Below are 26,381 nucleotides of genomic sequence, written 5' to 3' on the forward strand. Positions count from 1 at the left end.
GGTGTCCGGTCCGGTGGGAGGCGTCCTGCCTCCGCGTGCGCTCAGGCGGCGTGGATCACGGCCTGGCACGGGGACCCCGTGCGGCCGGGAAGTAGCAGGCGGGCCGTGGCCGGCGCTGTCGTCGCGAGGCGGAGGGACATGCCCCCGACCCTAGCACCGAGGTGGGCCGGGCCACAGGAGGCCGTCCCCGTGTGACGCACGACGACGGCGGCCCGCTCCGGCGCGTGCGCGCCCGGGCCGGGGCCTCCGGCTCAGAAGCCGAGTCGGCCGAGCTGTTTGGGGTCGCGCTGCCACTCCTTGGCGACCTTGACCCGCAGGTCCAGGTGCACCTTGGTGCCGAGCATGCGCTCGATGCCCGCCCGCGCCTGCGCGCCGATCTCACGCAGCCGGGAGCCGCCCTTGCCGATGATGATGCCCTTCTGGCTGTCCCGCTCGACGAAGACGTTCGCCCACACGTCCATGAGGGGCCGATCCGCGGGGCGGTCCTCGCGCAGGGACATCTCCTCGACCACCACGGCCACCGAGTGCGGCAGCTCGTCGCGCACGCCCTCCAGGGCCGCCTCCCGGATGAGCTCGGCGACCATGACCGCCTCCGGCTCGTCCGTGAGCTCGCCGTCGGGGTACAGGGGCGGCCCGGCCGGCAGCAGGCCCGCGAAGACGCCCAGGACGTCGTCGACCTGGCGGCCGGCCACCGCCGAGACCGGGACGACGGCCGCGAAGCCCTCCCCGTCGTTCTCCGGTCCGAGGACCTCGTCGCCCAGCGCGGTCACGGCCACGAGCTGCGCCATGAGCTGCTCCGGGCCCACCTTGTCCGTCTTCGTCACCACGGCGACCACCGGGGTGCGGTGCAGGTAGGAGAGCTGCTGGGCGATGAACCGGTCGCCGGGACCGATCGCCTCGTCGGCCGGCAGGCACATGCCCACGGCGTCGACCTCGTTGAGCGTCTCCGCCACGAGGTCGTTGAGGCGCTCGCCGAGCAGGGTGCGGGGCCGGTGCAGGCCCGGGGTGTCCACGAGCACGAGCTGGAAGTCCTCGCGGTGGACGATTCCGCGGATGGTGTGGCGCGTGGTCTGGGGCTTGGAGGAGGTGATCGCCACCTTCTCCCCCACCAGCGCGTTGGTGAGCGTGGACTTGCCGGCGTTCGGCCGGCCCACGAGCGAGACGAAGCCGGAACGGAAGCCGTCCGCGGCGCGGGCCGGATCGACGAGATCGGTCATGGGGTCATCCTTGTCAGGCGGGGCGTGGGGTGGGGCGGCCGGCTCAGGCCACGGGGTCGGCGGGCTCGGCGCCGTGGGCCCGCTCCTCGCGCCGGCGCAGCCGCACCGGACGGTCGGGGGTCTCGGAGACGCGCAGGCGCGCGACCCGGTTGCGGCGGGGCTCGAGGGTGTCCGCGACGAGCTCGATGCCCTGGACCACGACGCGCGAGCCCTGGATCGGGACGCGGCCGAGCTCCTTGGCGAGGAGGCCGCCGACCGTGTCGACGTCGTCGTCCTCGTCCTCCTCCGGCAGCTCGAACTCCTCCCGGAAGTCGTGGATGCCCATGCGCGCGTCGACGGAGTAGACGCCGGGCGCGACGGACTCCACCTCGGGGCGGTCCGGGTGGTCGTCCTCGTCGTAGATCTCGCCGACGATCTCCTCGATGAGGTCCTCGAGGGTCACGAGCCCCGCCGTGCCGCCGTACTCGTCCACCACCACGGCCACGTGGGTGGACTCGCGCTGCAGCTCCTGCAGGAGGGTCGCCACGGACTTCGACTCGGGGACGAAGCGGACGTCGCGCATGACCTCGGTGACGGGGGTGTCGGTCGCAGCGCCGTCGTGGTGCAGGGCGCGGGTGACGTCCTTGAGGTGCAGCATGCCCCGGATGTCGTCGGCGTCGTCGCCGATCACCGGGATGCGGGAGTTGCCGGAGCGCAGGAACAGGGCCATCGCCTGGCCGAGCGTGTGGTCGGCGTCGATGGTGACGACGTCGGTGCGCGGCACCATGACGGAGCGGACGATGGTGTCGTTCATGGAGAACACCGACTGGATCAGCTCCGCCTCGGAGTCCGCGAGCACGTCCGCGTCGTGGGCGCGGGCGACGAACTCACGCAGGTGGCGCTCCTGGAAGTCGTCCTCGTCCTCCGGCTCGACCTCGCGACGGCGCCGGTCCCGGTCCAGTCGGGCGGCGAGCGGGCCCAGGGCCCGGCGGAGCACCCACACGAGCCCGCCCAGGCGGCGGGCGACGGCGGCCTCGTTGCGGGAGCCGATCGGCCGCGGGCTCCAGACGCCCAGCAGGGCGGCCACGCCCACGAGCACGACCGCGGCGATCGCCACGGCGAGCCACGTGTCGTCCACCACCGCGTCGGCGGCCGCGGTCAGGCAGACGGCCGACAGGGCCTCGGCCACGAACCGCCAGACCCGCAGGGCGCCGAGGTGGCTCTCCCGCTCACGGGCGATCTCCAGGACCTTGGAGCCGGGTCGCTCGCGGACGATGTCCTCCGCGTCCCGCCGGGAGAGGTAGGAGAACGCGGACTCGGCCAGGGACAGCGTCCAGGTCAGGCCGAGGAAGACCAGGAAGAGGGCGAAGAGGACGGCGGGTGTCAGCATGGGCGGTGCCGTCAATCCTCGACGGTGGGGGCCGGGGCGGGCCGGCCGAGGACCTCGGAGACGAGCCGATCCTGGAGCGTGAACATCTCCTCGCGCTCGGCGTCCTCGACGTGGTCGTACCCGAGCAGGTGGAGCATGCCGTGGGTGAGCAGCAGGAGCAGCTCGTCGTCACGGGAGTGCCCGCCGCGCGCCGCCTGCTCGGCGGCGACCTCGGGGCAGAGCACGACGTCGCCGAGCACGCCCTCGGCCGGCGCCTCGGGCGAGCCGGGGGTCAGCTCGTCCATGGGCAGGCTCATCACGTCGGTGGGCCCGGGCAGGTCCATCCACTCCTCGTGCAGCTCGGCCATGCGTGCGGCGTCCACGACGGTCACGGCCGTCTCGGCGCGCTCGTGGACGTGCAGGCGCGCGTACACGTGCCGGGCCATGCGCAGCAGCGCGTCCTCGGGGACCTCGATCCCCGACTCGTTCAGGATCTCAACGGCCACGGCGGGCCCCTCCTCGCTTCTGGGACCGCTCCGCGGGGCCGCGGGCGGCGTCGTAGGCGTCCACGATGGCGCTCACCAGCGAGTGCCGGACCACGTCCGAGGAGTCGAAGCGGACCATCTCCAGTCCCTCGATCCCCTCGAGCACCTCGACGGCCTGGGCCAGGCCGGACTGGGTGCCGCGCGGCAGGTCCACCTGCGAGGTGTCGCCCGTGACGACCATGCGCGCACCGAATCCGAGGCGGGTCAGGAACATCTTCATCTGCTCGCCGGTGGTGTTCTGGGCCTCGTCGAGGATCACGAACGCGTCGTTCAGGGTGCGGCCGCGCATGTACGCCAGCGGGGCGACCTCGATGGTCCCGGCCTCCATCAGCCGCGGGATCGACTCGGGCTCGATCATGTCGTGCAGCGCGTCGTACAGGGGGCGCAGGTACGGGTCGATCTTCTCGGAGAGCCCGCCGGGCAGGAAGCCGAGCCGTTCGCCGGCCTCGACGGCCGGGCGGGTGAGGATGATCCGGTTGACCTCCTTGGCCTGCAGCGCCTGCACCGCCTTGGCCATCGCCAGGTAGGTCTTGCCGGTGCCGGCCGGGCCGATGCCGAAGACGACGGTGGAGCGGTCGATCGCCTCCACGTAGTCCTGCTGGTGCAGGGTCTTCGCGCGGATGCGGCGGCCCCGGCCCGAGAGGATCGAGTCCAGGTGCAGCTGACCCGCGCCGCGCCCGGTGGCGGCGTCGCGGACGTGGTGGACGACCTGGCCCATCACCTCGGGGGTGACGGCCTGGTCGCGGCGGGCGATCGAGCGCAGGTCCTCGACGACGCGCCGCACCGTGGCCACCTCGGCCACCGGCCCGGCCAGGTCCAGCCGCTGGTCGCGGACCGTGACGTCCACGGTGGGGAACACGCCGCCGAGGATCCGCAGCAGGGCGTCCTGCGGTCCGAGCGTGCGGACCATGAGGTCGGCGGACTCGAACGCGACCCCCTCGTGCGCGGTGGCGGGCGGGGTCGGGGTCGTGGGGGGCACGGTCACGATGGGGCGGATCACCTCGGGGTCGCGGGGGCGGGACATCCCGACCAGTCTAGGCGTCGGCGCGCCGTCCTGCCGGGGCTCACCAGCGGCCGAGCCGGTGCTGGAGCACGGCGAGGGCGGCGGGGCCGGCCGTGGAGGCGCGCAGCACGTGCGGGCCGAGCCGCACCGGCACGGCCCCCGCGGCCACGCAGGCCTCGAGCTCGGCCGGGCCGATCCCGCCCTCGGGGCCCACGACGACGGCGATCTCGGCGGCCGCGGAGAGTCGCTCCGCGGGCACCGCGGACACCCCGTGCTCCGCGTCCTCGTGCAGCACGAGGACGAGCCGGCCGCCGTCGTCGTCCCGGGCCAGCCCGGCGACCGCCGTCCCGGAGACGTGGTCTCGGACCGCGGGCACCCGGGCGCGACGCGCCTGCTTGGCGGCCGCGCGGGCCGTGTCCGCCCACTTCTGGCGGGCCTTGGCGGCCTTGGGCCCCTTCCAGCGGACGATCGAGCGCTCCGCCTCCCAGGGCACCACGGCGTCCACGCCGAGCTCGACGGCGGCCTGGACCGCCATGAGGTCCCGGTCGCCCTTGGCGAGGGCCTGGACGAGCACGAGCGCCGGGGTGGGCGCCGGCTCCTCCGCCACCGCGACCAGCCGCACGGACACCCCGTCCGGGGCGGCCGCGAGCACGGTGCCGTGGCCGAGCGTGCCCGACCCGTCGGCCAGGAGCACGGCCTCCCCGGGGGCCAGGCGCATGGCCGCGGCGGCGTGGCGGGCCTCGGGGCCGCCGAAGACGACCTCCACGCCCGCGCTCGCGCCGGCCAGGGCGCCCGGCTCGAGGTGGAACAGGGGGGCGGTCACAGGTTCCTCAGGTTCTCCCGCAGCCGGGCGAACATGCCCCTGGCCTGGGGTGCGCCGTGCACGACCTCCTCGCCGCGCACCTCGGCCAGGCGCTCCAGGAGCTGGCGCTGCTCGTCGTCCAGGTCGGTGGGCGTGGTGACCACCACGTCCACCTTGAGGTCACCACGGCCCTGCCCGCGCAGGCGGCCGACGCCCAGGCCGTGGAGGACCTCGACGTGGCCGGACTGCACACCCGGGTCCAGGCTGACGGACTGCTTGCCGTCCAGGGTGTCCAGCGTGACGGTGGTGCCTAGGGCCGCGGCCGCCATGGGGACGGTCACGGTGGTGGCCAGGTGGTCGCCCTCGCGGCGGAAGGTCTCGTCCGGGCGGACCGCGATCTCCACGTAGAGGTCGCCGTTCGGGCCGCCGCCCGGGCCGGCCTCGCCGCGGCCGGCGAGGTGGATGCGGGTGCCGTCGTCCACGCCCGCGGGGATGCGCAGGGTCAGCGACGTCCGGGTGCGGACGCGGCCCTGCCCGTCGCACTCGTGGCAGGGCGTCGGGATGACGGTGCCGAACCCCTGGCAGGCGGGGCAGGCCTCGGTGGCCATGACGGTGCCCAGCAGCGACCGCACGGGGCGCTGGATCATGCCGTGGCCCTGACAGGTCTGGCAGGTCTCCGGCTGGGTGCCGGGCTCGCAGCACGAGCCCCCGCACCGCTCGCAGCGCACGGCCGTGTCCAGCTCAATGGTCTGCTCGCCGCCGAAGACCGCGTCGCGCAGGTCGATCCGCGCGATCACCAGCGCGTCCTGGCCGCGGCGGGCGCGGCTGGCGGGGCCACCGCGGCCGCCCTGGCCGGCCGCGTTCATGAAGGTCTCGAAGATGTCGGCGAAGCCCCCGAAGCCGCCCGCCCCACCGAAGCCGCCCGGGAAGCCGGCCTGGCCGTTCTCATTGCCCGTCGTGTCGTAGGCCCGACGCCGGTCCTCGTCCGAGAGCACCTCATAGGCGTGGGAGATGCGCTTGAACTGCTCGGCCGCCTCCGGGTCGGGGTTGACGTCCGGGTGGTGGGTGCGCGCGAGCTTGCGGTAGGCGCGGCGGATCTCCTCGGTGCTGGCGTCACGGCTGACGCCGAGCGTCTCGTAGTGGTCGGTCACGGTGGGGATTCCTCTCGGGGCGAGCGGGACGTGGGGCGGTGCGGGACGGGGCCCGCCAGGACGCGCGGAGGCACGTCAGGTGGTCAGGATGCGGGAGAGATAGCGGGCGATCGCCCGGACGGCGGCCATGGTGCCCGGATAGTCCATCCGGGTCGGACCGATGACGCCGAGCTTCGCCACGGCGCCGGGGCCGTAGGCGGCCGCGACCACCGAGGTGTCCGCGAGCGATCCGGCGTTCTCGGAGCCGATCCGCACGGACACCCCGTGGGCGTCCTGCTCCATCTCCGTGAGCAGGCGCAGCAGCACCACCTGCTCCTCAAGCGCCTCCAGGATCGGCCCGATGGACGCGCCGAAGTCCCCCGGGGAGCGGGCCAGGTTGGCGGTGCCGGCCAGGACGATGCGGTCCTGCCGGCCGGCCTCGAGCAGGTCGTGGACGGCCGCGGCCACGAGGGCGGCGGACTGCCGGTGCTCCGGGCGGACCCGGGTGACGACGTCGTCCACCACGGTGGCCGCCTGCACCGGACCGAGCCCCAGCAGGGCGTCCAGCAGGAGGCCGCGGAGCACGGACAGCTCCGCCTCGTCGACCGGACGGTCCAGCACGGCGTGCCGCTGGTCCACCCGCCCCGTGGACAGGATGAGGACCACGAGCACGCGCGTGGGCGCGAGGGAGACCAGTTCGAGGTGGCGGATCGTGGAGCCGTCCTCGTGGGGGAACTGCGCGACGGCGACCTGCTGGGTCAGCTGGGCCAGGAGGCGCACCGTGGACTCCATCATGTGCTCGGTGTCCGTCTCCGGGTCCAGCAGGGTCCGCACGGCCCGGCGCTCGGCGGGGGACAGCGGCTTCACCTCGGAGAGGCGGTCGACGAACACGCGGTAGCCCTTGTCCGTGGGGACGCGCCCGGCGGAGGTGTGCGGGGCCACGATGAGGCCCTCCTCCTCGAGCGCAGCCATGTCGTTGCGCACGGTCGCGGAGGACACGCCCAGGGCGTGCCGTTCCACGAGCGCCTTGGAGCCCACGGGCTCGCGCAGCGCCACGTAGTCCTCCACGATCGCCTGGAGCACCTGCAGGCGGCGGGGCTGCTCCGACATCTCGGTCCTCCTCTGGTCCGTCGGGATCCGGGGCGACCCCGGAGGTGCCCCTGGCTGGCACTCCGGCGGGTCAAGTGCCAATGCTACCGTCCGACCCGGGGGACGACCCGACCGGCCCGCACGGCTTCGCTCACGGTGATCGCCCGCCCCCGTTGCTACCGTGCTCTCCCATGGACTGGAGCAGCTGGGGCCCCGCGGGCCACGACGACCTGACGCGCCGCCCCGCCCGGACCGTCCCCGATGTGCCCGCCACCCCCGGCACGGTGGTCGAGGACGTGGCCTCCGGGTTCACCGGGGCCGTGAGCGGCATCGAGCGCTCCGGCGGCGTGCACGTGGTGGTCCTGGAGGACCGCCGCGGCGTGCGCCGCGGCTTCCCCCTCGGCGGCGGCTTCTGGATCGACGGCGAGCCCGTGACCCTGGTCCCCCCGACCGCCGCGGCCCCGGCGGCGCCGGCCCGCACCGCCTCCGGCTCGCGACGGGTCGAGGGGGCGCGGGCCCGCACTGCCCGCGCCTCTCGCATCTGGGTGGAGGGCGTGCACGACGCCGAGCTGGTGGAGAAGGTGTGGGGCGAGGACCTGCGCCTCGAGGGCATCGTCGTGGAGCCCCTGCACGGCGTGGACGACCTCGCCGGGGCGATCCGTGCGTTCGCCCCCGGTCCGCGGCGCCGGCTCGGGATCCTCGTGGACCATCTCGTCACCGGGTCCAAGGAGGAGCGCCTCGCGGCCGAGGCCATGCGCGTGCCGGGGGCCGCGGGCAACGTGCTCATCCTCGGTCACCCCTACGTGGACGTCTGGCAGGTCATCAAGCCCTCCGTCTTCGGCATCCCCGCGTGGCCCGTCGTGCCGAAGGGGCAGGACTGGAAGACGGGGATCCTGCGGGGACTGGGCTGGCCGCACGGGAGCAAGGAGGCCACGGGGCTGGGGTGGAAGCGGCTGCTCTCCCACGTCACCACGTACGCGGACCTCGAGCCGTCCCTGCTGGGCCGCGTGGAGGAGCTCATCGACTTCCTCACCGCCGCACCCGAGCACTGATCTCGGCGCGGCCCCCGCCCGCCCGCGCTATGCTGGCCCATGCCCTGCGCCCGGTCCCCGGCGCGCGGGTCCCGCGATCCAGGAGGAGCCCCTCGTGAACACCCGCGCGCAGCCCGACGCCGGCCGCACCGGCCACGGCCCGCCCGCCTGGCTCGTCTCGGCCGGCGGCCGCGGCGCCCCGCTCACGGCGAAGCAGGACCGTGACCGCGCGGCGCTGGCCCATCTCAGTCTGGCGTTCGGCGTGCTCGGCCCGCTGGTCGTGTGGCTGCTCTATCGCGACCGCGGCCCGTTCACCTCGCAGGAGTCGCGGGAGGCCCTGAACTTCTCCGGGCCGCCCACGCTCATCACGCTCCTGTTCTTCTTCCTGTCCCTGTTGCCGGTGGTCGGCCCGATCTTCGCGATCCTCGGCGCGCTCACGTGGGCCGCCATGGCGGTCTACGGCGTGATGGGCGCCTCGCACGTGTCCAAGGGCCGTCCGTTCCGGTACCCGTTCAACCTGCGCATCCTGCGCTGACCCGGGGTCGGCCGGTCAGAAGCCGGCCAGCGCCCGGACGATCGCGTCGTTGCGCAGCCGCCCCTCGAGCGTCGGGATGATGCGCCCGTCGACGGCGGCGCGCCCGTCCAGCAGGCCCGCGGCGATGAGTTCGGCGATCGCCCCGCGGATCCGCGCGGCCTCCCCCGGCGTCTCCGAGACGAGCTCCGCGGTCGGGAGCCCGCCCACCGTGCGCACCGCGAGCATGATGCGCTCGAGGCGCCGCGCGTCGGCGTCGGGCCGCTCGCGGCCGACGGCGGGGGTGACCCCCGTGGCCAGCCGCTGCGCGTAGGCGGCGGGGTGCTTGGCGTTCCAGAACCGGACGCCGGCGAGGTGCGAGTGCGCGCCCGGGCCGATCCCCCACCAGTCCTGGTCCTCCCAGTACGCCACGTTGTGCCGCGCGCGGTGGACCCCGGACCCCCGCGGATCCCGCGCCCAGTTGGACACCTCGTACCAGCGGTAGCCGGCGGCGCTGAGCAGCTCCTCGGCGAGCAGGTACTTGTCCGCCTGGTCGTCGGGGTCCACGTCCGCCACCTCGCCGCGGGCCACCTGGGCCCCGAGCTTGGTGCCCTCCTCCACGATCAGCGAGTACGCGCTCACGTGGTCCGGGGCCAGGACGACTGCGGCCTCGAGCGTGGCCCGCCAGTCGGCGAGGGACTCCCCCGCGGTCCCGTAGATCAGGTCCAGGGACACCTCCAGGCCGGCCTCGCGGGCCGCGGCGACGGCGGCGGGGACGGACTCGGGCCGATGGGTGCGCTCGAGCGTGGCGAGCACGTGCGGCATCGCGGACTGCATGCCCAGGGAGAGGCGGGTGAAGCCGCCGGCCGCGAGCTGGCGGGCGTACTCCGGGGTGATCGTGTCCGGGTTGGCCTCGGTGGTCACCTCCGCGCCGGGCGCGATCCCGAACCGGTCCACCGCCGCCTGGAGGATGCGCACGAGGTCCGCGGCCGGCAGGAGCGTGGGCGTGCCGCCGCCGAAGAACACCGTGTGCAGCGGGCGGGCGGGCACGTCCGAGGACGCGAGCACGTCCGCGGCGAAGTCCAGCTCCGCGACCGCCGACTCCCAGTAGTCGCCGCGACCCGCGCCGGGGCCAAAGTCGACGGCCGTGTACGTGTTGAAGTCGCAGTAGCCGCAGCGCACCGTGCAGAACGGCACGTGGACGTACAGGCTGAAGGTGCGCGCCGCGCCGTCGCGGGCGGCCGCGCGCACCCGCTGCCCGACGTCGGCCGGCAGCCGGCCGTCGTCGGGGACGGGCTCGCCGAGGGGCAGGGCGGGCACTTACTTCTTCGCGGCCTGGTCGGCGCCGGCGCCGTCCGAGGATAGGGCGGCGATGAAGGCCTCCTGCGGGACCTCGACCCGGCCGACCATCTTCATGCGCTTCTTGCCCTCCTTCTGCTTCTCGAGCAGCTTGCGCTTGCGGGAGATGTCTCCGCCGTAGCACTTGGAGAGCACGTCCTTGCGGATCGCGCGGATGTTCTCGCGGGCGATGATGCGCGAGCCGATGGCGGCCTGGATCGGCACCTCGTACTGCTGGCGCGGGATCAGCTCCTTGAGCTTGCCCGTCATCATCACGCCGTACGCGTAGGCGTTGTCCCTGTGGGTGATGGAGGAGAACGCGTCCACCTGTTCGCCCTGGAGCAGGATGTCCACCTTGACGAGGTCGGCGACCTGGTCGCCGTCGGCCTTCCAGTCCAGCGAGGCGTACCCCTTGGTGCGGGACTTGAGCTGGTCGAAGAAGTCGAACACGATCTCGGCCAGGGGGATCCAGTAGCGGATCTCCACGCGTTCCTCGGAGAGGTAGTCCATGCCCTTGAGGTTGCCGCGCTTGGCCTGGCACAGCTCCATGACGGCGCCGATGAACTCCGCCGGCACGATGATCGTGGCCGAGGCCATGGGCTCGCGCACCTCGAGGATCTTGCCCTCGGGGAACTCGGAGGGGTTGGTCACGGTGACGACCTCACGGTCCTCCCGGGTGACCTCGTAGACCACGTTGGGCGCGGTGGAGATGAGATCGAGGTCGAACTCGCGCTCGAGGCGCTCGCGCACGATCTCCAGATGCAGCAGACCGAGGAAGCCGACGCGGAAGCCGAAGCCCAGCGCGACCGAGGTCTCCGGCTCGTAGACGAGCGCGGCGTCGTTGAGCTTGAGCTTGTCCAGGGCGTCACGCAGCACGGGATAGTCCGAGCCGTCGATGGGATACAGGCCCGAGAACACCATGGGCTTGGGGTCCTCGTAGCCACCCAGGGACTGCTCCGCCGGGTGGGCGTGGTTGGTGACCGTGTCGCCCACCTTGGACTGACGCACGTCCTTCACGCCGGTGATGAGGTAGCCCACCTCGCCCGCGGCCAGACCGTTCGTGGGCACGGGCTCCGGGGAGGAGACGCCGATCTCGAGGAGCTCGTAGGTGGTGCCCGTGGACATCATGCGGACCTTCTCCCGCGGGGAGAGCCGGCCGTCCACGACGCGCACGTACGTGACGACGCCCCGGTAGGTGTCGTACACGGAGTCGAAGATCATCGCGCGGGCCGGGGCGTCCGCGTCCCCCTCCGGGCCGGGGATGGCGCGGACCACGCGGTCCAGCAGGTCCTCGACGCCGACGCCCGTCTTGCCGGAGACGCGCAGCACGTCCTCGGGCTCGCAGCCGATCAGGGAGGCCAGCTCGGCCGCGTAGCGGTCCGGATCCGCGGCGGGCAGGTCGATCTTGTTGAGCACGGGGATGATCTCCAGCTCGTGCTCCATGGCGAGGTAGAGGTTCGCCAGGGTCTGGGCCTCGATGCCCTGGGCGGCGTCCACCAGCAGGATCGCGCCCTCGCATGCGGCCAGCGAGCGGGAGACCTCATAGGTGAAGTCCACGTGCCCGGGGGTGTCGATCATGTTCAGGGCGTAGTCCACCCCGTCCACGGACCAGGGCATGCGCACGGCCTGGGACTTGATGGTGATGCCGCGCTCACGCTCGATGTCCATGCGGTCCAGGTACTGGGCCTTCATGTCGCGAGGCTGCACGACGCCGGTGGCCTGCAGCATGCGGTCCGCCAGCGTGGACTTGCCGTGGTCGATGTGGGCGATGATGCAGAAGTTGCGGATCACCGAGGGGTCGGTGGCAGCGGGCACCGGGGGGTTCGACGCCAGGGGCGACACGGGCACTTCCTCTACGGGTGACGGGGACGGGACTCTGACCGCCTAGTCTCTCATGTCCCGCCGCCGACCCGACCCGGACGCCGGGCCCGCGCGTCCACTAGATTCACGCCCATGGCCTTCGACCTGCATCGCGCCCTGTCCCTCGGCCGCCGGACGGCACGCCTGATCGGCGCCCTCCGCGACGACGCCCGGCCGCGTCGAGCCGCCTCTGAGGCCGGTCGACGGGCCGGCGAACGGAGCGGCCCGTCGCCCTTCCCGGGCCCGCCCGGGCCTCCCGGGCCCGCGTGGGACCCCACGGAGCCCACCGACTCGTGGCCGATGCCCGGGCCCGGGCAGGAGCGCCTGCCCCGGCGACAGGACACCGACCGCCACGTGTCCCTGCCGGACTTCACCGGGACCGTCCGCGTCGAATACGCGCCCGCGCCCGGGCCGACGGCCGGGCCGGGCGAGGTCGTGTGGACCTGGGTGCCGTACGAGGAGATGGACGGCCGGGGCAAGGACCGCCCCGTGCTCCTGATCGGCCGGGACGGGGCGCTCCTGCTCGGGCTCATGCTGACCAGCCGGGACCGGAACAACGCGCTGACCCGCGACGAGGACTACGTGGACGTGGGCGCAGGCGCCTGGGACCGGTCCGGCCGCGCCTCGGAGGTGAAGCTGGACCGGGTGGTCCGCGTGGATCCGGCCGCGGTGCGCCGGGAGGGCGGCGTCCTGGACCGGGCGGCCTTCGACCGGGTCACGGCCGCGCTGGCCCGCGCCCGGAGGCGGGTGCGCTGAGTCGGCCGCGCGGATCGCGGGGTCTGGGTGGTAGGATCGTCCGCATTGTGTCCGCCGGTCGACGGGCACCCCCGGAACGGGTCATCATCGGTGTTCCCCACGCCGCTCAGTCCACGGATCCGGGCACCCTCCACGACCCCCTGTTCATGCGGCGCCCGGACCCTCGTCCGCGCCGCCGACGACGAAGGACCCGATTTGGCTAACATCAAGTCCCAGAAGAAGCGCATCCTCACCAACGAGAAGGCGCGCCAGCGCAACGTCGCGGTGAAGTCCGAGCTGAAGACCGCCATCCGCGCCGTGGACAAGGCCGTCGCCGCCGGCGAGGCCGAGGCCGCCGCCGCCGCCCTGCGCACCGCCTCCCGCAAGCTGGACAAGGCCGCCTCGAAGGGCGTCATCCACAAGAACCAGGCCGCGAACCGCAAGTCCGGCATCGCCGCCCGCGTGAAGGCCCTCCTCGGCTAATCCACGCCCCCGGCTGTGACCGCGGCCCCCGCCCCGAGCGATCGGTGCGGGGGCCGTTTCGTGTCCGGGCTGCCCCCGTGGGGTGCCGTCCGGCGGCGCCGTCAGCGGCTGACGGCGGTGGCCACGCGGATGACCGCGCGCTCGACGGCGAACTCCGGGTTGCGGGAGGCGCCCTTGGCCTCGGCGTCGGCCTGGGCGATCCACTCCACGGCCTGCGCGATGCCGGCCGCCGTCCAGTGCCGCGCCGCCTGCTGGATGTAGCGCACCTGGAACGGGGCCACCCCGAGCAGGGACGGCAGCTCGGCGGCGGGCCGGCGGGCGTCGATCATCCGCGCCACCTGCCGCGCCTTGAGCGCGAGCGCCGCGGTGATCATCACCGGGTGGACGCCGGTGGCCATCGCGTGCCGCACGAGGGACACGGCCCTCGCCGCCTGCCCCTCGAGCGCCGCATCGGCCACCGCGAAGCTCGTGGCCTCCACGCGGCCGCTGTAGTAGGTGTCCACGGTCTCGACGGTGACGACGCCCTCGGTGTCGTCGACGAGCTGGGCGCACGCGGCCGCGAGCTCCGTGAGCGAGGCGCCGGTGGCGCGGATGAGCGCGCGGGCCGCCTCCTCGTCGATGCGCCGACGCCGGTCGCGGAACTCGGCCTGCACGAAGGCCAGCCGCTCCTCGTCCTTCTTCAGCGGCACGCACTCGACCACCGTGCCGGCCTGGGCGACGGCGTCCAGCAGCTTCTTGCCGCGGTTGCCGCCGGTGTGGCGCAGCACGAGCGTGACGTCGTCCGCGCCGGGGCCCTGCTGGACGAGGCGCAGGGCGTCCTCGAGGAACGCGTCGTTCATGGCCTCGAGGCCCTCGACCGTGATGAGGGTGGGCTCGGCGAAGAGGGACGGGCTGGCCGCGGTGGCCAGCTGGCCGGGCTGGTACTCCCCCGCGCGGAGCCGGTGGATCTCCAGCTGGCCGTGGCGCTCGCGCAGAGCCTGGGTCACGCGGTCCGTCACCCAGCGGGCGGCATGGTCCTCGGGTCCCTTGAGGAGCATGAGCGGGGCGGGCTCGGCTCGCCGCCAGGCCAGCGGGTCGGTGCGGCCGGCTCGGCCGGAACGGGGGCTGCGGGCGGCGGACATGCGTCCCATCCTAGGGTCCGGTGCGGACGCTCGAGGGCGGGCGGACGGTGTGAGCCGTGATCTCGGGCGCGCCGTCGGGGTCGGGGCCGTCCGCGGCCGTGAGGGCCAGCGTGCCGTGCAGGTCGGTGCGGGCCACCGGCCCGAGGCGGCCGAGCGCGTCCACCGTGGCCCGGTGGGGGTGTCCGTACGGGTTGTCGGCGCCCACGGAGACCATGTGCAGGCGGGCGCCGACCGCGCGCGGCACGGCCGTCCCACCGTTGCGGGCCCCGTGGTGGGCGACCTTGAGCACGTCCACGCGCGGCGGAGCGGCGGCATCGGACCGGTGCCCCGCGACCCATGCCGCGGAGGCGTCCTCCTCCATGTCGCCGGTGATCAGCGTCGTGACCGGACCGGCCTCGCTCTCGACGGTGACCAGCACCTGGGCGGAGGCGTCGTTCTCCTCGGGGGCCCGCGCGTCGGCGAGCAGCACGTGCCACCGCACCGGCCCGGCCGTGCCCGTCGCGCCGGTGCGGAGCCGTGCCGCGTCGGCGGGCCGGTCGACGCCGTCCGCCTCGCCGCCGCGCCCTCCCCTGCCCTGCGCCGGCGCGTCCCGGGTCGCGTAGTGCACCGCCCCGCGGGAGGCGCGGTCGACCACGCCGGGCAGTCCCCCGGTGTGGTCGGCGTGCAGGTGGGTGAGCAGCACGGCGTCCACCCGGTCGACGTCGAGGTCGTCGAGGCAGCGACGAGCGAGCCCAGGCTCGGGCCCGACATCGACGACGACCCCCGCGCGCGGGCCGGACCGGAACACGGCCATGTCTCCCTGGCCGACGTCGCAGAACGCCACCGCCCAGTCCGGCGGGGCCGCGCCCGAGGCCCGCGGCACGAGGACCGCCCCGACCGCACCCGTGGTGGCCGCGGCCAGCGCGGCGGCGAGCACGACCAGGGCGGGGAGGCGCTCGCGGGTCCGCGGCGCGCTGCGGCCGACACGCCGCACCGGGGCGGCCCGGCGTCGTTCGAGCAGGAGCACGGCGGCGAATCCGAGGAGCGTCGCGGCCACCAGCAGGACGCCCAGCCCGGCGCCGAGGGCTCCGGCCGGCCACGGACGCAGCGCCCCGGGCAGGGAGGCGCTGGTGTGGGCGACCCACCCGATCCAGGCCGCGGGCCACTGGATCACGGCGACGAGGGCGGCGGCGATCCCCGGCGCGGGCAGGGCGAGGGCCGCGGCGAGGGTGCCCAGGACGGTCACGGGCGGCACGGCCGGGGCGGCCAGCAGATTGGCCGGCACCGCGTAGGCCGACACCTCACCGGTCATGGCCAGGATGATCGGCTGGCAGGCCAGGTGGGCGGCCACGGTCACCGCGAGCGACGCCGAGAGCCACCGCGCCACGACGTCGGGCAGCACCCGGCCGAGCCCGGCGTGCAGCGCACGGTCGAGGGGCGCGCCGCCCAGGACGATGCCCGCGGTCGCCGCCAGGGAGAGGTGGAAGGCCGGTTCCACGGCGAGGGCCGGCACCGCGACGAGCAGGGCCGTGCCGCCCACCGTCAGGAGTCCGAACGCCTGCCGCGCGCGGCCGAAGAACACCGCGAGGGCGCCGAGAGCGCCCATCACGGCCGCCCGGAGGACCGACGGCTCCGGCCCCACGACGACCACGAACACCCCGAGGACCGCCAGCCCGGCGCTGAGGACCACCGCCCGGTGCACCCGCGCGCTGCGCAGGGTGATCGCGACCGCGCCGAGGATCATGGCCACGTTGGCCCCGGACACGGCAGACAGGTGCGACAGGCCCGAGGCCTTCATGGCGTCGTCGAGGGCGGCCCCCTGGGCGGAGCGGTCGCCCAGCACCAGCCCCGGGATGAGCTCCGGCGCCGTGCCGACCGTGCCCTCCGCGGACTGACGGAACGCGGCGCGCAGCGCCTCCCGCCGCGGCGGGCCCGGGCCGCCGTCGGTGGCCCCGCCTGCCGGCTCCGCCCCGCCGGGGCAGGGTCCCGGCTGCGGGGCGGCCGCGGCGGCCAGGAACACGGTGGAGCCGGACCTCGACGGCCGGGCCACCACGCACACCCGCGATCCCGGCCCGCCGCCGGGGGCCGCCGTCCCGTCCAACGGCGCGGCGATCGTCGCGGGCGGTGCGCCCCCGCCCGTGAGTCGGGCCGTCACGGCCGCCTCGGGGGCCCGCGGCGGATGACCGAACGTCTCGACCCGCACGGGCACGCTCCAGCGTGGGCCGAAGGTCGCCTCGCTCCGGGTGGCGGGCCCGTCCAGGGTCAGCTCGAGCCGCAGCGGTGAGCCGGCGTGCACCGCGCCGGTCCAGCCGCTGGCGCTGGCCGCGGCGGCGGGCCCGGCCGAGTGCTGCAGCATCAGGGCCGCGGCCACGCCGGCCAGCGTCGTCGCGGTGGCCACGCCCCGTATCCGACCGGTCGAGCGGGCGGCGCCCAGGACAGTGGTCGCGGCGACGGCCAGCCCGGTGAGGGCCGCCGCCGAGCGGGCCGGGGCGTCCCAGGCGACGCCGAGGATCCCGAGGGTCAGGCAGACGAGCAGGGCGGGCACCCACCGGGCCTCGAGCGGGCCGGGCACCTCGCGGTGGCGGGCGCGGCGGTCCACGGGATCGCTGGGCGGGCCCGGGGCCGGGCTCACCACGAGACGTGGTCACGCAGCCGGTCGAGCGTGGCCGGGCCGATGCCGGGCACCGCGTCCAGGTCCTGCAGGCCGGTGAACGGGCCGACCGTCTCGCGGTGGGCGATGATCTTCTCCGCCGTGGCGGGGCCGACGCCGGGCAGGGTCTGCAGCTCCGTGGCGTCGGCGGTGTTCAGGTCCACGGTGTCGCCGGACTCGGCGCCGCCCGGCTCGCCTCCGCCACCGGCCCTGCCCGTGGTCGGCGTGGGCTGCGCCTGCGCGGCCCCGGCCACCCGGTCCAGGGCGTCCTGCGGTGTGCGGGCGGAGGGGACGAGGACCTGTTGGCCGTCGTCCAACGGGGCCGCGAGGTTGATGCGCTCCGCCCGGGCGTGCCGGGTCGGGCCGCCGGCGGCGCCCACGGCGTCGGCCACCCGGGAGCCCGGCGCGAGGCTGACCACTCCCGGCCGGGCGACCTCGCCCACCACGTGCACCCGCAGCGGGCCGGACCCGGCGGGGCCGGACGCCTCCCCCGACGGCCCCGCCTCGGACGTCCGCGCGTCGGTGCCCGCCGCCGACGGGGCGGTGGAGGGCGCGTCGGTCTGCGGGATGCCTGCACCGGCCGCGGCCGCCGGGATGGCCGCGGGCGGCGCCGGGGTGGTCAGCCAGGCCACCGCCCACCAGGCCGTGGCGGCGACGAGCAGCACGGTGACGGCCAGCAGGGCCGGCCGCCACCGCAGCACCGGGCCCCGAGGTGGGGTGCGCTCCCACCGGGACGCGGCGTGCGGGCCGGCTGTGTCGACGTCGGGGGCGGCCGCGGGCGCGGGGTCCGGGGCGAAGGCGGGCGGATCGTCGCAGAGGCGGTGGCTGGGGCTCATGCGGGCAGTCTGCGGCCCCGTCGCCGAGTCGGGCGCGTCCCGCACCCGACCTGGGGATGACCTCCGCGGTCCAGGGTGGTGTGCAGGAACGGACGCGCCCGTCTCCTCGGCGCTCCCGCACGGGCGGCCTCAGTCCCCCGAGCCCCCCGTGGGCGATTCCAGCGGGCAGATCACCACACCCAGGGCGCCCAGGCCCAGGTGCGCGGCGAGCACGGCGGGCAGCTCGACGACGGGCACGGGGGTGGTGGAGACCGGCTGGAGCCGCTCCGCGAGCTGCACGGCCGTCTCGGGGTCGCCGTACTCGTGCACGGCGATCCGCACCGGGTCCTCGCCGGCCCGCTCGGTCGCGAGCTCCACGAGCCGGTCGACGGCCCGGGCCGCGGACCGCGGGCGGTCGACCAGGCCGATCGCGCCGTCGTCGACGGCCATGACGGGGCGCACCTGCAGCAGCGTGCCCAGCAGCGAGGCCAGCCCGCTGATCCGCCCGCCCCGGCGCAGCTGCTCGAGGCTGGGCACCGTGAACAGCACGTGGCTGGAGTCCACGGTGGCCTCGAGCCGCTCGCGGATGCGGGCCACGGGCATGCCCACCCCCGCGTCCACGGCGGCGTCCACCACGGCCATGCCCAGCGCGAAGCCCACGGTGCGCGAGTCCACCACGGTCACCGGGCGCTCGGCCTCCGCGGCGGCCAGGCGCGCGGCCTCCACGGTGCCGGAGAGCTCGCCGGACAGGTGGACGGAGAGGATGCGTGCGTAGCCGGCGCGGGCCAGCTCGGCGTAGGCCGTCCGGAACGCGCCCGGCGAGGGCCGTGAGGTGCGCACCGGGGTGCCGGCGGCCAGGGCCAGCGGCAGCTCCAGCGCGAGCTCGTCCGTGCCCTCCGTGTGGATCTGCTCGCCCACCATGACGGGCAGCGCCACCTGGCGGATCCCCGCGGCCAGACCGTGTCCGAGGACGGCGCCGGGCAGGGCCGCGGCCGAGTCCGTGACGACGGCCGTGCGGTCCCGGCGGGGCGGGCGCAGCCCGTAGCGTGCCCGCCCGGCCAGCTGGGAGCGGCGGGAGCGCAGGCGGACGAGCGCATCGTCGCGCCACTGCTCGATGCTCGCCACGGCCTGCCTCCTCTCCCCCGGCCCGGTCGGGGACGGTCTCACGCGGTCAGCGGATCACCAGGTTCACGAGCTTGGGCTCGCGCACGATCACCTTGACGATCTCGGCGTCCCCGATGAAGTTCCGCACCTTCTGCGACGCGCGGGCGCGCGCCTCGAGATCCTCGGCGGTGATGTCCGCGGGCACCTCGAGGGTGTCGCGGACCTTGCCCTTGACCTGGACGACCGCCGTGACGGTGTCCTCGACCAGCAGCGCCTCGTCCACCGCGGGCCAGCCGGCGCGGACCACGGAGGGCTCGTGGCCGAGCAGCACCCACATGTCCTCGGCCGTGTACGGCGCCACGAGCGAGAGCAGCACGGCCACGGCCTCGGCGGCCTCGCGGACGGCGGGGTCGGCCGCGCCGGCGCCGGCGTCGATCTCCTTGCGGGCCGCGTTGACCAGCTCCATCGTCTTGGCGACGACCACGTTGAACTTGCCGTCGTCCAGCAGCTGCTGGGCCTCGTGCACGGTCCGGTGGGTCACCCGGCGCAGGGTCACGGCCCCGCCCGCCGGGTCCGTGCCGGCCGGGGCGCCCGTCGCGCGGACGTCGCGGGCCAGGCGCCACGCGCGGGCCAGGAACTTGCCGGCGGCGCCCGGGGCGACGTCGGCCCAGTCCACGTCGTCCTCGGGCGGCGAGGCGAACACCATGGTCAGGCGCACGGCGTCGACGCCGAACTCGTCCAGCTGGTCGCCCAGGTCCACGCCGTTGCCCAGCGACTTGGACATGGCCTTGCCGCCGTTGAGCACCTGGCCCTGGTTGAGCAGGGCGCGGAACGGCTCGGTGAAGGGCACCAGGCCGAGGTCGTGCAGGGCCTTGGTGAAGAAGCGGGCGTACAGCAGGTGCAGGATCGCGTGCTCCACGCCGCCCACGTACTGGTCCACGGGCAGCCAGCGGCGCAGGGCGTCGGGGTCGAAAACGCGGGCGTCGTCGTTCGGGGACGCGTAGCGGAGCATGTACCAGGACGAGTCCACGAACGTGTCCATGGTGTCGGTGTCCCGTCGCGCGGGGCCGCCGCACTGCGGGCAGTCCACCTCGACCCACGACGTCGCCGCGGCCAGGGGCGACTGGCCCTTGGGGGCGAGCTGCTCGCCCTTGAGGTCGGTCGGCAGGGTGACCGGCAGCTGGTCCTCCGGCACGAGCACCTCGCCGCAGTCCGGGCAGTGGACCACGGGGATCGGGGTGCCCCAGAAGCGCTGACGGGAGAGCAGCCAGTCGCGCAGGCGGTACGTGGTGGTGCCCCGGCCGGTGCCGCGCTCCTGCACGATCTCGATGGCCCGCGCGATGGCGGCGGTCTTGTCCAGGCCGTCGAGCTCCCCGGAGTTCACCAGGATGCCCTCGCCGGTCGTCGCGACGCCGGAGACCGCCGGGTCCTCCTCGCCGGTGTCCAGCACGGTGCGCACGGGCAGGCCCATGGCGCGGGCGAAGTCGAGGTCGCGCTGGTCGTGGGCCGGCACGGCCATGATGGCGCCCGTGCCGTAGTCGGCCAGCACGTAGTCCGAGGCCCAGATCGGCAGACGCTCACCGGTCAGCGGGTTCACCGCGTGGCGGCCCAGGAACACGCCGCTCTTGGGACGGTCCGTGGCCTGGCGGTCGATGTCCGAGACCTTCTTCAGGTCCTCGCGGTACGCCTCGAGTTCGGCCCGCACGTCGTCGCCGGCGAGCTCGGCGGCCAGCGGGGCGTCGGCGGCGACCACCATGAAGGTCGCGCCGTGCAGCGTGTCCGGCCGGGTGGTGAAGACCGTGACGACGGGGCCGTCCTCGACCTGGAAGTCGACGTGGGCGCCCTCGGAGCGGCCGATCCAGTTGCGCTGCATGGCGAGCACGCGCTCGGGCCAGTGGACGGTGAGCTGGTCCATGTCGTCCAGCAGCGCGTCCGCGTACTCGGTGATGCGGAAGTACCACTGGTTCAGGGTCCGCTTGGTGACCTCGGTGCCGCAGCGCTCGCAGCGGCCGTCCACGACCTGCTCGTTGGCGAGCACCGTCTGGTCCTGGGGGCACCAGTTGACCGGGGAGTCCTTCCGGTACGCCAGGCCCCTGCGGTACAGCTGCTGGAACAGCCACTGGGTCCACCGGTAGTACTCGGGGTCCGAGGTGTGCAGCTCACGGGACCAGTCCACGGCGATGCCGTACCGCTGGAAGGAGCGCTTCTGCGTCTCGATGTTCGCGTAGGTCCACTCGGCCGGGTGGGCGTCGCGCTTGATGGCGGCGTTCTCGGCCGGCAGGCCGAAGGAGTCCCAGCCGATGGGATGCAGCACGTCGAAGCCGCGCTGCATCCAGTGGCGCGCGACGACGTCGCCCATCGCGAACGCCTCGGCGTGCCCCATGTGCAGGTCGCCCGACGGGTACGGGAACATGTCGACCACGGTGCGGGTCTCGGAGCCGTCCTCGCGCGGGGCGAACGTCCCGGCCTGCTCCCAGTACCCGGCCCAGCGGGCCTCCACGTCACGGAACGAGTACTCCGCGTCGGCGGGGATGCTGGGGGTGGCCGGCACGGCGCTGTCGGGGGTCTGGCTCACGGCGGTTCGAGTCCTCACGCAGTCGGGATGGGGCGCCGGCCCTCGGGCGGCGCGGACGGGGCCGGCGGCACGGCCGGCCACCCCATCCTACGGCGACGGCGCCCCGGCCCGGCCGCAGGGCCGCTCCGAGACGCCGTGCCCGGCCGGGCACGCGGTTTCAGGCGGAGTGGCTGCCGCCTGCCGGACGCTCGGGCCCGGCGTCGGGACCGGGGCGCGCCCCTCCGGAGGTGAGCGCGTCGTCCTCCTCGAGCACCTGGGCGACCTCGTCCTCGAGGGCCTCCGTCACCGCGTCCGGGGCCGCCACGGAGTCCCCGACCGCCTCCTGCAGCTGCACTGCGTGCTGGGCCGTGAAGGTCTTCTCCGGATGCTCACGCAGGCGGAGCAGCGCGAGCAGGCGCAGACGCAGCCCCGACTCGGCGGAGATCTGCCGGCGGTGGGTGAGCCACCAGACGAGGAGCACGAGCGCGAGCACGATCCCCAGGTGGCCCAGCGCCGGGTAGACGACGTTCATCAGGTCGCCGAAGCCGACGAAGCTCACCGCGAAGGCCAGCAGCGTGACGCCGGCGAACACGGGCCGGTAGCGGCCCGGGCGGTCGGCCGTGAGGCGGCGTCCCAGCGCGTAGAACATGCCGATCGCGGTGTTGAAGATCATCAGGTAGATCACCACGACCATCGCCCAGCCCAGCCAGGGCGCGATCGAGGCGAACAGCCGCAGCATGGGGACGTCGGCGCGGCCGATCTCGGCGTAGCCGAGGTAGAGCAGCGTGGAGGCCATCAGGAGCAGGGCGGTGTACATCAGGCCACCGGTGAGGCCGCCGAGGAACGCCTCCCGGGGGTGAGTGATGGACCCGCCGATCACGAGGCACATGGACACGGCCATCACGACGACGAGGCCGAAGTAGTTGACCGAGGACAGCCACCACGGGTCCACCGGCGTGGTGGCCTGGACGGCGAGGGACTCGTGGGCGGTGAAGCCGCCGTCGCGGGTGACCAGGACGTGGACGAACCCGGCCACGACCGCGACGACCACCAGGGGCGTGATCAGGGAGATGATCGCGGAGACCTTCTCCACGTCCAGCATGCCCGTCACGAGCACGAGCAGGGTCATCAGGGTGGAGCCCGCCCACGTCGGCCAGCCGAACTGCTGGGCGAGCGTCGAGCCCGCCCCGGCGAGCATGACGACGCCGATCGCGAAGAGCGTCACCGTCACCACGACGTCCAGGATCCGGGCCATCACGGGGTGCGAGACGCTGCGGAAGACGACCTTGTGGTCGGCCGCGAGGAACACGCTGCCCAGCTGGAGGATGACGGCGCCGCCGGCGGTGACGAGCAGGCCGGCCAGTCCCGCGCCCACGACGCCGATCCAGCCGAAGCCCACGAAGTACTGGATGACTTCGGCGCCGGTGGCGAAGCCGGCGCCGACGAGCAGGCCGACGAAGGCGAGGGCGATCTTCAGGGATCTGAGCGCGACGGGGTGCTGCACGCATGGGCCTTTCGTGGGGGACGGGGTGCGCCCGTGCGGGCCCCGGGACCGAGGACGGGCCGGAGTACGGTAGGCACGCGCGCGCCATCGTGGCCAGGACCAGGCGTCGCCGGGTTCCGGGCAGCGTGGCCTCAGGCCCACCCCAAGGCCGCCCTCCCGCTGGCACGCCGCGGTCGCGATCAGGCCGAGCATCTCGGCGGACCCCGTCCCCGCGTCCAGCGGAGACGAGGCGCCACGGCGTCGGCGGTCGAAGGCCTGGCTAGGGTGGGGACGTGCCTGTCCCGACGCCGTCCGCCGCCCCGGGCCCGCCCGTCCGCCTGCGCGATCTGCTGCGCCCGCCCGCGGCGCCCGCCGATCCCCGCGTGCTCACGGGCCACCCGGCCCGGACGCCCCGCCGGCACACCCTGGCCGTCCCGGACCCCGTCAGCGGGATCCGGTCGTCCGTGGCCGTGTGGGAGTACACCCCCGTTCCGGTGGCCGCGCCGGGATCGCCCGGCGCACCCGAGGGGGACGCGGCCGCTGCCCCGCTCGTGTTCGTGCACGGCTTCCGCGGGGACCACCACGGCCTCGCCCTGCTGGCCGACGCGCTCCCGGAGCATCCGATCCACTCGATCGAGCTGCCCGGCTTCGGGGCTTCGGAGCCCTTCCCCCACGCCGAGCACACCGTGGCCCATCACGCGGACGCGGTGGCCACCGTCGTCGCCGCCCTGGGTCTGCGGGCGACCCCCGTGCTGGTCGCGCACTCCTACGGGACGACGGTGGCGGCCGAGCTGGTCGCGCGGGACCCGTCCCGGTGGGGACGGCTGGTCCTGCTCAACCCCATCGCCGAACCCGCGCTGGAGGCGTCGGCGTCCGTGTCGAGTCGGGTGCTGGCGGCCGTCGCCGAGGGGTACTACGAGGTCGCCGCCCGCCTGCCCGAGCGCCCGGCGCGGCTGCTGCTGGGCGCGCCGCCGGTCGTGTGGGTGACCACGCTCGCCATGACCCGCACCAGGGACAGGGATGTCCTCGCGTACACCCATGACCAGCACCGGCGCCACTTCTCGGACTTCGCCTCCGCACGCATGCTCTCCGAGGCGTACCGCGCCTCGAGCACGGGCTCCGTGGCCGACGTCGCCGCCCGCCTCAGCCTGCCGGTGCTGCTGGTCGCGGGGCGGGAGGATCCGCTGGGCTCGGTGCCGGCACAGGAGGCGCTCGCCGCGGCGATCGACGACGCGGGCGGCACGGCGGAGCTGCACGTCCTCGACGGCGTCGGGCATCTGCTGCACTACGAGCGGCCGGCCGCCTGTGCGGCGTTGATCCGCGACTGGCTCCGCCGCGCCGGCCGCTGACGCCGTCATCGCCCCGGCGTCGCCGCGCTCCGGCCCCTCGGGCTGCGGGTCGGTCCGGCCGCCCCCTCAGAGCACCCCGGCCGGGTCGAGCCGCACCCGCACCGGGGCGGTCTCCCGCCGAGCGCTCGCTGCGGACCGGGCGGCGCGCAGGGCGCCGACGGTGGCCTCGGCCGCCGCGTAGGGGAAGATCAGCAGGGCGCGGGAGCGGGTCTCGTCGGCGGGGTCCGGCACCGGCCCAATCCAGGGCAGCCGCGCCGGGCCGCCATCGAGCGGGGCCGAGTGCGGATCCTCGTGGACGTCCTCGTCCGGCCGTTCCCGGCGGGCGGCCTCCACGAGCTCGAGGTACTCCGCGACGGCGGCGGCCTCCCCCGTGACCTCTGCGAGGCGGCCGGCGGGAGGCAGGTGCAGCTCGCGCCGCTCGGCGACCTGGCGCGCGGCGAAGCCGTCGGGGTCCCGTCGGACGAGCGCGTTCACCGCCTCCCCCGCGTCCGCGGTGACCACCACGACGCCCCCGTCGGAGGCGGGGCGGACCAGGCAGGCGGCCGCGAGCCAACGGGCGAGCACGCGGCCCGGCACGTCGAGGCCCTCGCGCTGGAGCTGGCTGTCCCCGTCGAGCAGCAGGGCGGCCGCGTAGCCGTCGGGCGTCGCCGGCTCGGCCCCCACGGTCGCCACCACCAGGGAGGGCCCGGGCGGCACCGAGCCGAGCATGTGCTGCGCCGAGGAGGCGTGCACGGGCACGCGCGGGAACGCCCGGCCCAGCTCCTCGGCCGTGCGGTCCACGCCGCGGGCGCCGGCCCGCAGCGTCGTGCCGCCGCACTCGGTGCACCGGAAGCCGCGCTCCCGGGTGCCGCACCACCGGCAGGCCACCTCCCCGTGCCGGGCGGCCCGCGCGTCGCGGAAGCCCAGCGGCCCCGCGCAGACGCGGCAGCGGGCGGGCGTGCGGCACCGTTCGCACACGAGGGCGGGGATGAAGCCGGCCCGGGCCACCTGCACGAGCACCGGGCCCGGCCGTGGCCCGAGCAGCGCGGCGCGGGCGGCGGCCCAGGCGGCCTGCGGCAGCCGCGCCCGCTGCGCGAACGGGTCGCGCGCCGTCTCCCAGGCGTCGGCGGTGGAGACGACCCGTGGCCCGAGCTCGCGCTGGGTCGCGCGGGAGGGGCCCAGGTGCAGCAGCCAGCCCGACTCGACGAGCCGTTGCACCGGGACGGACCGGGAGGGCCCGGCGAAGAGCAGCGCCGCGCCGGTCGCGCGGGCCCGCTCCAACACGACCTCTCGGGCGTGGAAGTAGGGCGCGCGGGGTTCTGCCCACGCGTCGTCGCCGTCGTCCCAGAGCACCACCAGCCTCAGGTCGCGCACGGGCGACCACACGGCGGCCCGGGTGCCGGCCACGATGCGCCGGGTGCCGCGCAGCGCGGCCAGGTGGGCGCGGTACCGGGGCGTGTTGCCGTCCTCGGAGCCGATCCGCGCGTAGGCGTCCTCCCCCACGTGCTCGTCGAGGGCGGCGCAGAGCCGGTCGAGGTCGCGGTGGTCGGGCACCAGCAGCAGGACGCCGCCGTCCGAGGCGGCCACCGTGCGCGCCAGAGCGGCCAGCGCGCCCGCCTCGTCCCATTCGAACAGGCGCGAGGGCACGACGGCGGCCGCCCGCGCGGCGTCCCCGGCCAGCACGGCGGACACGAACGCGGTGCCCCCCTCGAGGGACTCCCACACCGTGGGCACGAGGCCCTCCTCCGCCGCGGGAGGCTCCGGGCGCTCGGCGTCCGTGCCGGTCAGCGTCACAGGGTGGTCCGCGGCGGTTTCCGCGTCCTCCGCCAGGGCGGCCTTCTCGACCTGCGCAACGCGCGGGGGCACCGCGGCCCGCAGCACGTCCGTGACGACGCCGGCCTGGCGGCGGGCCACCGCGCGAGCCGTCGCCAGGACCTCCTCCGTCAGCGGCGGGATGGCGGTGAGCACGCCGGTGAGCTCGGTGAGCTGGGCGCCGGTGGCCGGCTCCTGCTCCCGCGAGACGAGCCAGCCCGTCATGGCCCGTCCGCCGAAGCGGACGGACACGCGGGAGCCGGGGACCGCCCGGTCGTCCAGGGCCACGGGCACGAGATAGTCGAACTCGCGGTCCAGGTGCGGCACGGGCGAGTCCAGCAGGACGCGGGCGATCGGCCGCTCCGGCCACCCCTCGGCCCGCTCCGGCAGTCGGGGCGCGTCCTCCGGCTCCGGGAGGGCGAACAGCGTGTCCGTGATGCCCG

General features: G+C 75.2%; 21 protein-coding genes. 5 read left to right on the plus strand and 16 right to left on the minus strand.

Going from position 1 to position 26,381, the window contains the following annotated elements:
* Window positions 1-251 precede the first annotated feature (251 nt).
* The 7 genes from era to hrcA all read right to left on the minus strand — a co-directional run bounded on the left by era (window position 252) and on the right by hrcA (window position 7,155).
* A complete protein-coding gene (gene era, locus ACTSKS_RS03775; RefSeq protein ID WP_036336555.1) occupies window positions 252-1,217 on the minus strand; it encodes a GTPase Era in 966 nt (321 codons plus the stop codon).
* Between the two features lie 43 nt (window positions 1,218-1,260).
* Window positions 1,261-2,586 (minus strand): hemolysin family protein, encoded by a 1,326-nt coding sequence (locus tag ACTSKS_RS03780; RefSeq protein ID WP_248086573.1) that lies wholly within the window; start codon window positions 2,584-2,586, stop codon window positions 1,261-1,263.
* A gap of 11 nt (window positions 2,587-2,597) precedes the next feature.
* The gene (gene ybeY / locus ACTSKS_RS03785) at window positions 2,598-3,071 is read right to left on the minus strand and encodes an rRNA maturation RNase YbeY (protein ID WP_010078622.1); all 474 of its coding nucleotides are present in this window, start codon (window positions 3,069-3,071) and stop codon (window positions 2,598-2,600) included.
* Entirely contained in the window at window positions 3,061-4,134 is a 1,074-nt protein-coding gene (locus ACTSKS_RS03790) for a PhoH family protein (protein ID WP_036336560.1), read from the minus strand. Before ACTSKS_RS03790 ends, ybeY begins: the two co-directional genes overlap by 11 nt.
* A 40-nt stretch (window positions 4,135-4,174) precedes the next feature.
* Window positions 4,175-4,936 (minus strand): 16S rRNA (uracil(1498)-N(3))-methyltransferase, encoded by a 762-nt coding sequence (locus ACTSKS_RS03795; RefSeq protein WP_248086574.1) that lies wholly within the window; start codon window positions 4,934-4,936, stop codon window positions 4,175-4,177.
* The gene (gene dnaJ, locus ACTSKS_RS03800) at window positions 4,933-6,066 is read right to left on the minus strand and encodes a molecular chaperone DnaJ (protein ID WP_248086575.1); all 1,134 of its coding nucleotides are present in this window, start codon (window positions 6,064-6,066) and stop codon (window positions 4,933-4,935) included. The genes ACTSKS_RS03795 and dnaJ overlap by 4 nt, the downstream gene beginning before the upstream one ends.
* A gap of 75 nt (window positions 6,067-6,141) precedes the next feature.
* Window positions 6,142-7,155: a heat-inducible transcriptional repressor HrcA gene (gene hrcA, locus ACTSKS_RS03805; protein ID WP_100059048.1), complete on the minus strand. Its 1,014-nt coding sequence runs from the start codon at window positions 7,153-7,155 to the stop codon at window positions 6,142-6,144.
* Window positions 7,156-7,325: 170 nt separating this feature from the next.
* Here hrcA and ACTSKS_RS03810 point away from each other — a divergent pair, with 170 nt between their 5' ends.
* Both ACTSKS_RS03810 and ACTSKS_RS03815 read left to right on the plus strand, forming a co-directional pair.
* A complete protein-coding gene (locus ACTSKS_RS03810; RefSeq protein ID WP_036317197.1) occupies window positions 7,326-8,186 on the plus strand; it encodes a DUF3097 family protein in 861 nt (286 codons plus the stop codon).
* A gap of 94 nt (window positions 8,187-8,280) precedes the next feature.
* Window positions 8,281-8,700, plus strand: a complete 420-nt coding sequence (locus ACTSKS_RS03815; protein ID WP_002854682.1) for a DUF4870 domain-containing protein — start codon at window positions 8,281-8,283, stop codon at window positions 8,698-8,700.
* 15 nt (window positions 8,701-8,715) lie between these two features.
* Here ACTSKS_RS03815 and hemW read toward each other — a convergent pair whose 3' ends face one another.
* Window positions 8,716-9,996: a radical SAM family heme chaperone HemW gene (gene hemW / locus ACTSKS_RS03820; protein ID WP_036317191.1), complete on the minus strand. Its 1,281-nt coding sequence runs from the start codon at window positions 9,994-9,996 to the stop codon at window positions 8,716-8,718.
* Window positions 9,997-11,856 carry a translation elongation factor 4 gene (lepA, locus tag ACTSKS_RS03825; RefSeq protein ID WP_036317188.1) on the minus strand — a complete coding sequence of 620 codons (1,860 nt, stop codon included), beginning with the start codon at window positions 11,854-11,856 and terminating at the stop codon, window positions 9,997-9,999.
* A gap of 111 nt (window positions 11,857-11,967) precedes the next feature.
* On the opposite strand from lepA, the gene ACTSKS_RS03830 reads away from it, so the two are divergent.
* Window positions 11,968-12,630, plus strand: a complete 663-nt coding sequence (locus ACTSKS_RS03830) for a type II toxin-antitoxin system PemK/MazF family toxin (RefSeq protein WP_061867301.1) — start codon at window positions 11,968-11,970, stop codon at window positions 12,628-12,630.
* 195 nt (window positions 12,631-12,825) lie between these two features.
* Complete coding sequence (gene rpsT, locus ACTSKS_RS03835) at window positions 12,826-13,092, plus strand: 30S ribosomal protein S20 (protein ID WP_002854699.1); 267 nt, start codon at window positions 12,826-12,828, stop codon at window positions 13,090-13,092.
* Between the two features lie 101 nt (window positions 13,093-13,193).
* On the opposite strand, the gene holA is transcribed toward rpsT, so the two are convergent.
* The 6 genes from holA to ACTSKS_RS03865 form a co-directional block, all read right to left on the minus strand.
* The gene (gene holA / locus ACTSKS_RS03840) at window positions 13,194-14,213 is read right to left on the minus strand and encodes a DNA polymerase III subunit delta (RefSeq protein WP_036317182.1); all 1,020 of its coding nucleotides are present in this window, start codon (window positions 14,211-14,213) and stop codon (window positions 13,194-13,196) included.
* Between the two features lie 10 nt (window positions 14,214-14,223).
* Window positions 14,224-16,824: a ComEC/Rec2 family competence protein gene (locus tag ACTSKS_RS03845; protein WP_223247540.1), complete on the minus strand. Its 2,601-nt coding sequence runs from the start codon at window positions 16,822-16,824 to the stop codon at window positions 14,224-14,226.
* Window positions 16,821-17,678, minus strand: coding sequence for a ComEA family DNA-binding protein (locus tag ACTSKS_RS03850; RefSeq protein WP_036313756.1), 858 nt, complete (start codon window positions 17,676-17,678; stop codon window positions 16,821-16,823). The genes ACTSKS_RS03845 and ACTSKS_RS03850 overlap by 4 nt, the downstream gene beginning before the upstream one ends.
* A 129-nt stretch (window positions 17,679-17,807) precedes the next feature.
* Window positions 17,808-18,782: a DegV family protein gene (locus ACTSKS_RS03855; RefSeq protein WP_036313753.1), complete on the minus strand. Its 975-nt coding sequence runs from the start codon at window positions 18,780-18,782 to the stop codon at window positions 17,808-17,810.
* Window positions 18,783-18,828: 46 nt separating this feature from the next.
* Window positions 18,829-21,336: a leucine--tRNA ligase gene (leuS, locus tag ACTSKS_RS03860; protein ID WP_061867305.1), complete on the minus strand. Its 2,508-nt coding sequence runs from the start codon at window positions 21,334-21,336 to the stop codon at window positions 18,829-18,831.
* Between the two features lie 157 nt (window positions 21,337-21,493).
* Window positions 21,494-22,819 (minus strand): YkvI family membrane protein, encoded by a 1,326-nt coding sequence (locus tag ACTSKS_RS03865; protein WP_036336588.1) that lies wholly within the window; start codon window positions 22,817-22,819, stop codon window positions 21,494-21,496.
* Between the two features lie 272 nt (window positions 22,820-23,091).
* On the opposite strand from ACTSKS_RS03865, the gene ACTSKS_RS03870 reads away from it, so the two are divergent.
* The gene (locus ACTSKS_RS03870; RefSeq protein WP_036336590.1) at window positions 23,092-24,147 is read left to right on the plus strand and encodes an alpha/beta fold hydrolase; all 1,056 of its coding nucleotides are present in this window, start codon (window positions 23,092-23,094) and stop codon (window positions 24,145-24,147) included.
* A 66-nt stretch (window positions 24,148-24,213) separates the two neighbouring features.
* Here the strand turns inward: ACTSKS_RS03870 and ACTSKS_RS03875 are convergent, their stop codons facing one another.
* Complete coding sequence (locus ACTSKS_RS03875; RefSeq protein ID WP_309225964.1) at window positions 24,214-26,376, minus strand: primosomal protein N'; 2,163 nt, start codon at window positions 26,374-26,376, stop codon at window positions 24,214-24,216.
* Window positions 26,377-26,381 lie beyond the last annotated feature (5 nt).

It is taken from the genome of Micrococcus sp. TCR-5, assembly GCF_052220525.1.
GTDB classification, from domain to species: Bacteria; Actinomycetota; Actinomycetes; order Actinomycetales; family Micrococcaceae; genus Micrococcus; species Micrococcus luteus.

Bases quoted from the DNA above. Each gene is read 5' to 3' on its own strand.
- era (WP_036336555.1), bottom strand. From the start codon at position 1,217: ATGACCGATCTCGTCGATCCGGCCCGCGCCGCGGACGGCTTCCGTTCC.
- ACTSKS_RS03780 (WP_248086573.1), bottom strand. From the start codon at position 2,586: ATGCTGACACCCGCCGTCCTCTTCGCCCTCTTCCTGGTCTTCCTCGGC.
- ACTSKS_RS03790 (WP_036336560.1), bottom strand. From the start codon at position 4,134: ATGTCCCGCCCCCGCGACCCCGAGGTGATCCGCCCCATCGTGACCGTG.
- hrcA (WP_100059048.1), bottom strand. From the start codon at position 7,155: ATGTCGGAGCAGCCCCGCCGCCTGCAGGTGCTCCAGGCGATCGTGGAG.
- ACTSKS_RS03810 (WP_036317197.1), top strand. From the start codon at position 7,326: ATGGACTGGAGCAGCTGGGGCCCCGCGGGCCACGACGACCTGACGCGC.
- ACTSKS_RS03830 (WP_061867301.1), top strand. From the start codon at position 11,968: ATGGCCTTCGACCTGCATCGCGCCCTGTCCCTCGGCCGCCGGACGGCA.
- holA (WP_036317182.1), bottom strand. From the start codon at position 14,213: ATGTCCGCCGCCCGCAGCCCCCGTTCCGGCCGAGCCGGCCGCACCGAC.
- ACTSKS_RS03850 (WP_036313756.1), bottom strand. From the start codon at position 17,678: ATGAGCCCCAGCCACCGCCTCTGCGACGATCCGCCCGCCTTCGCCCCG.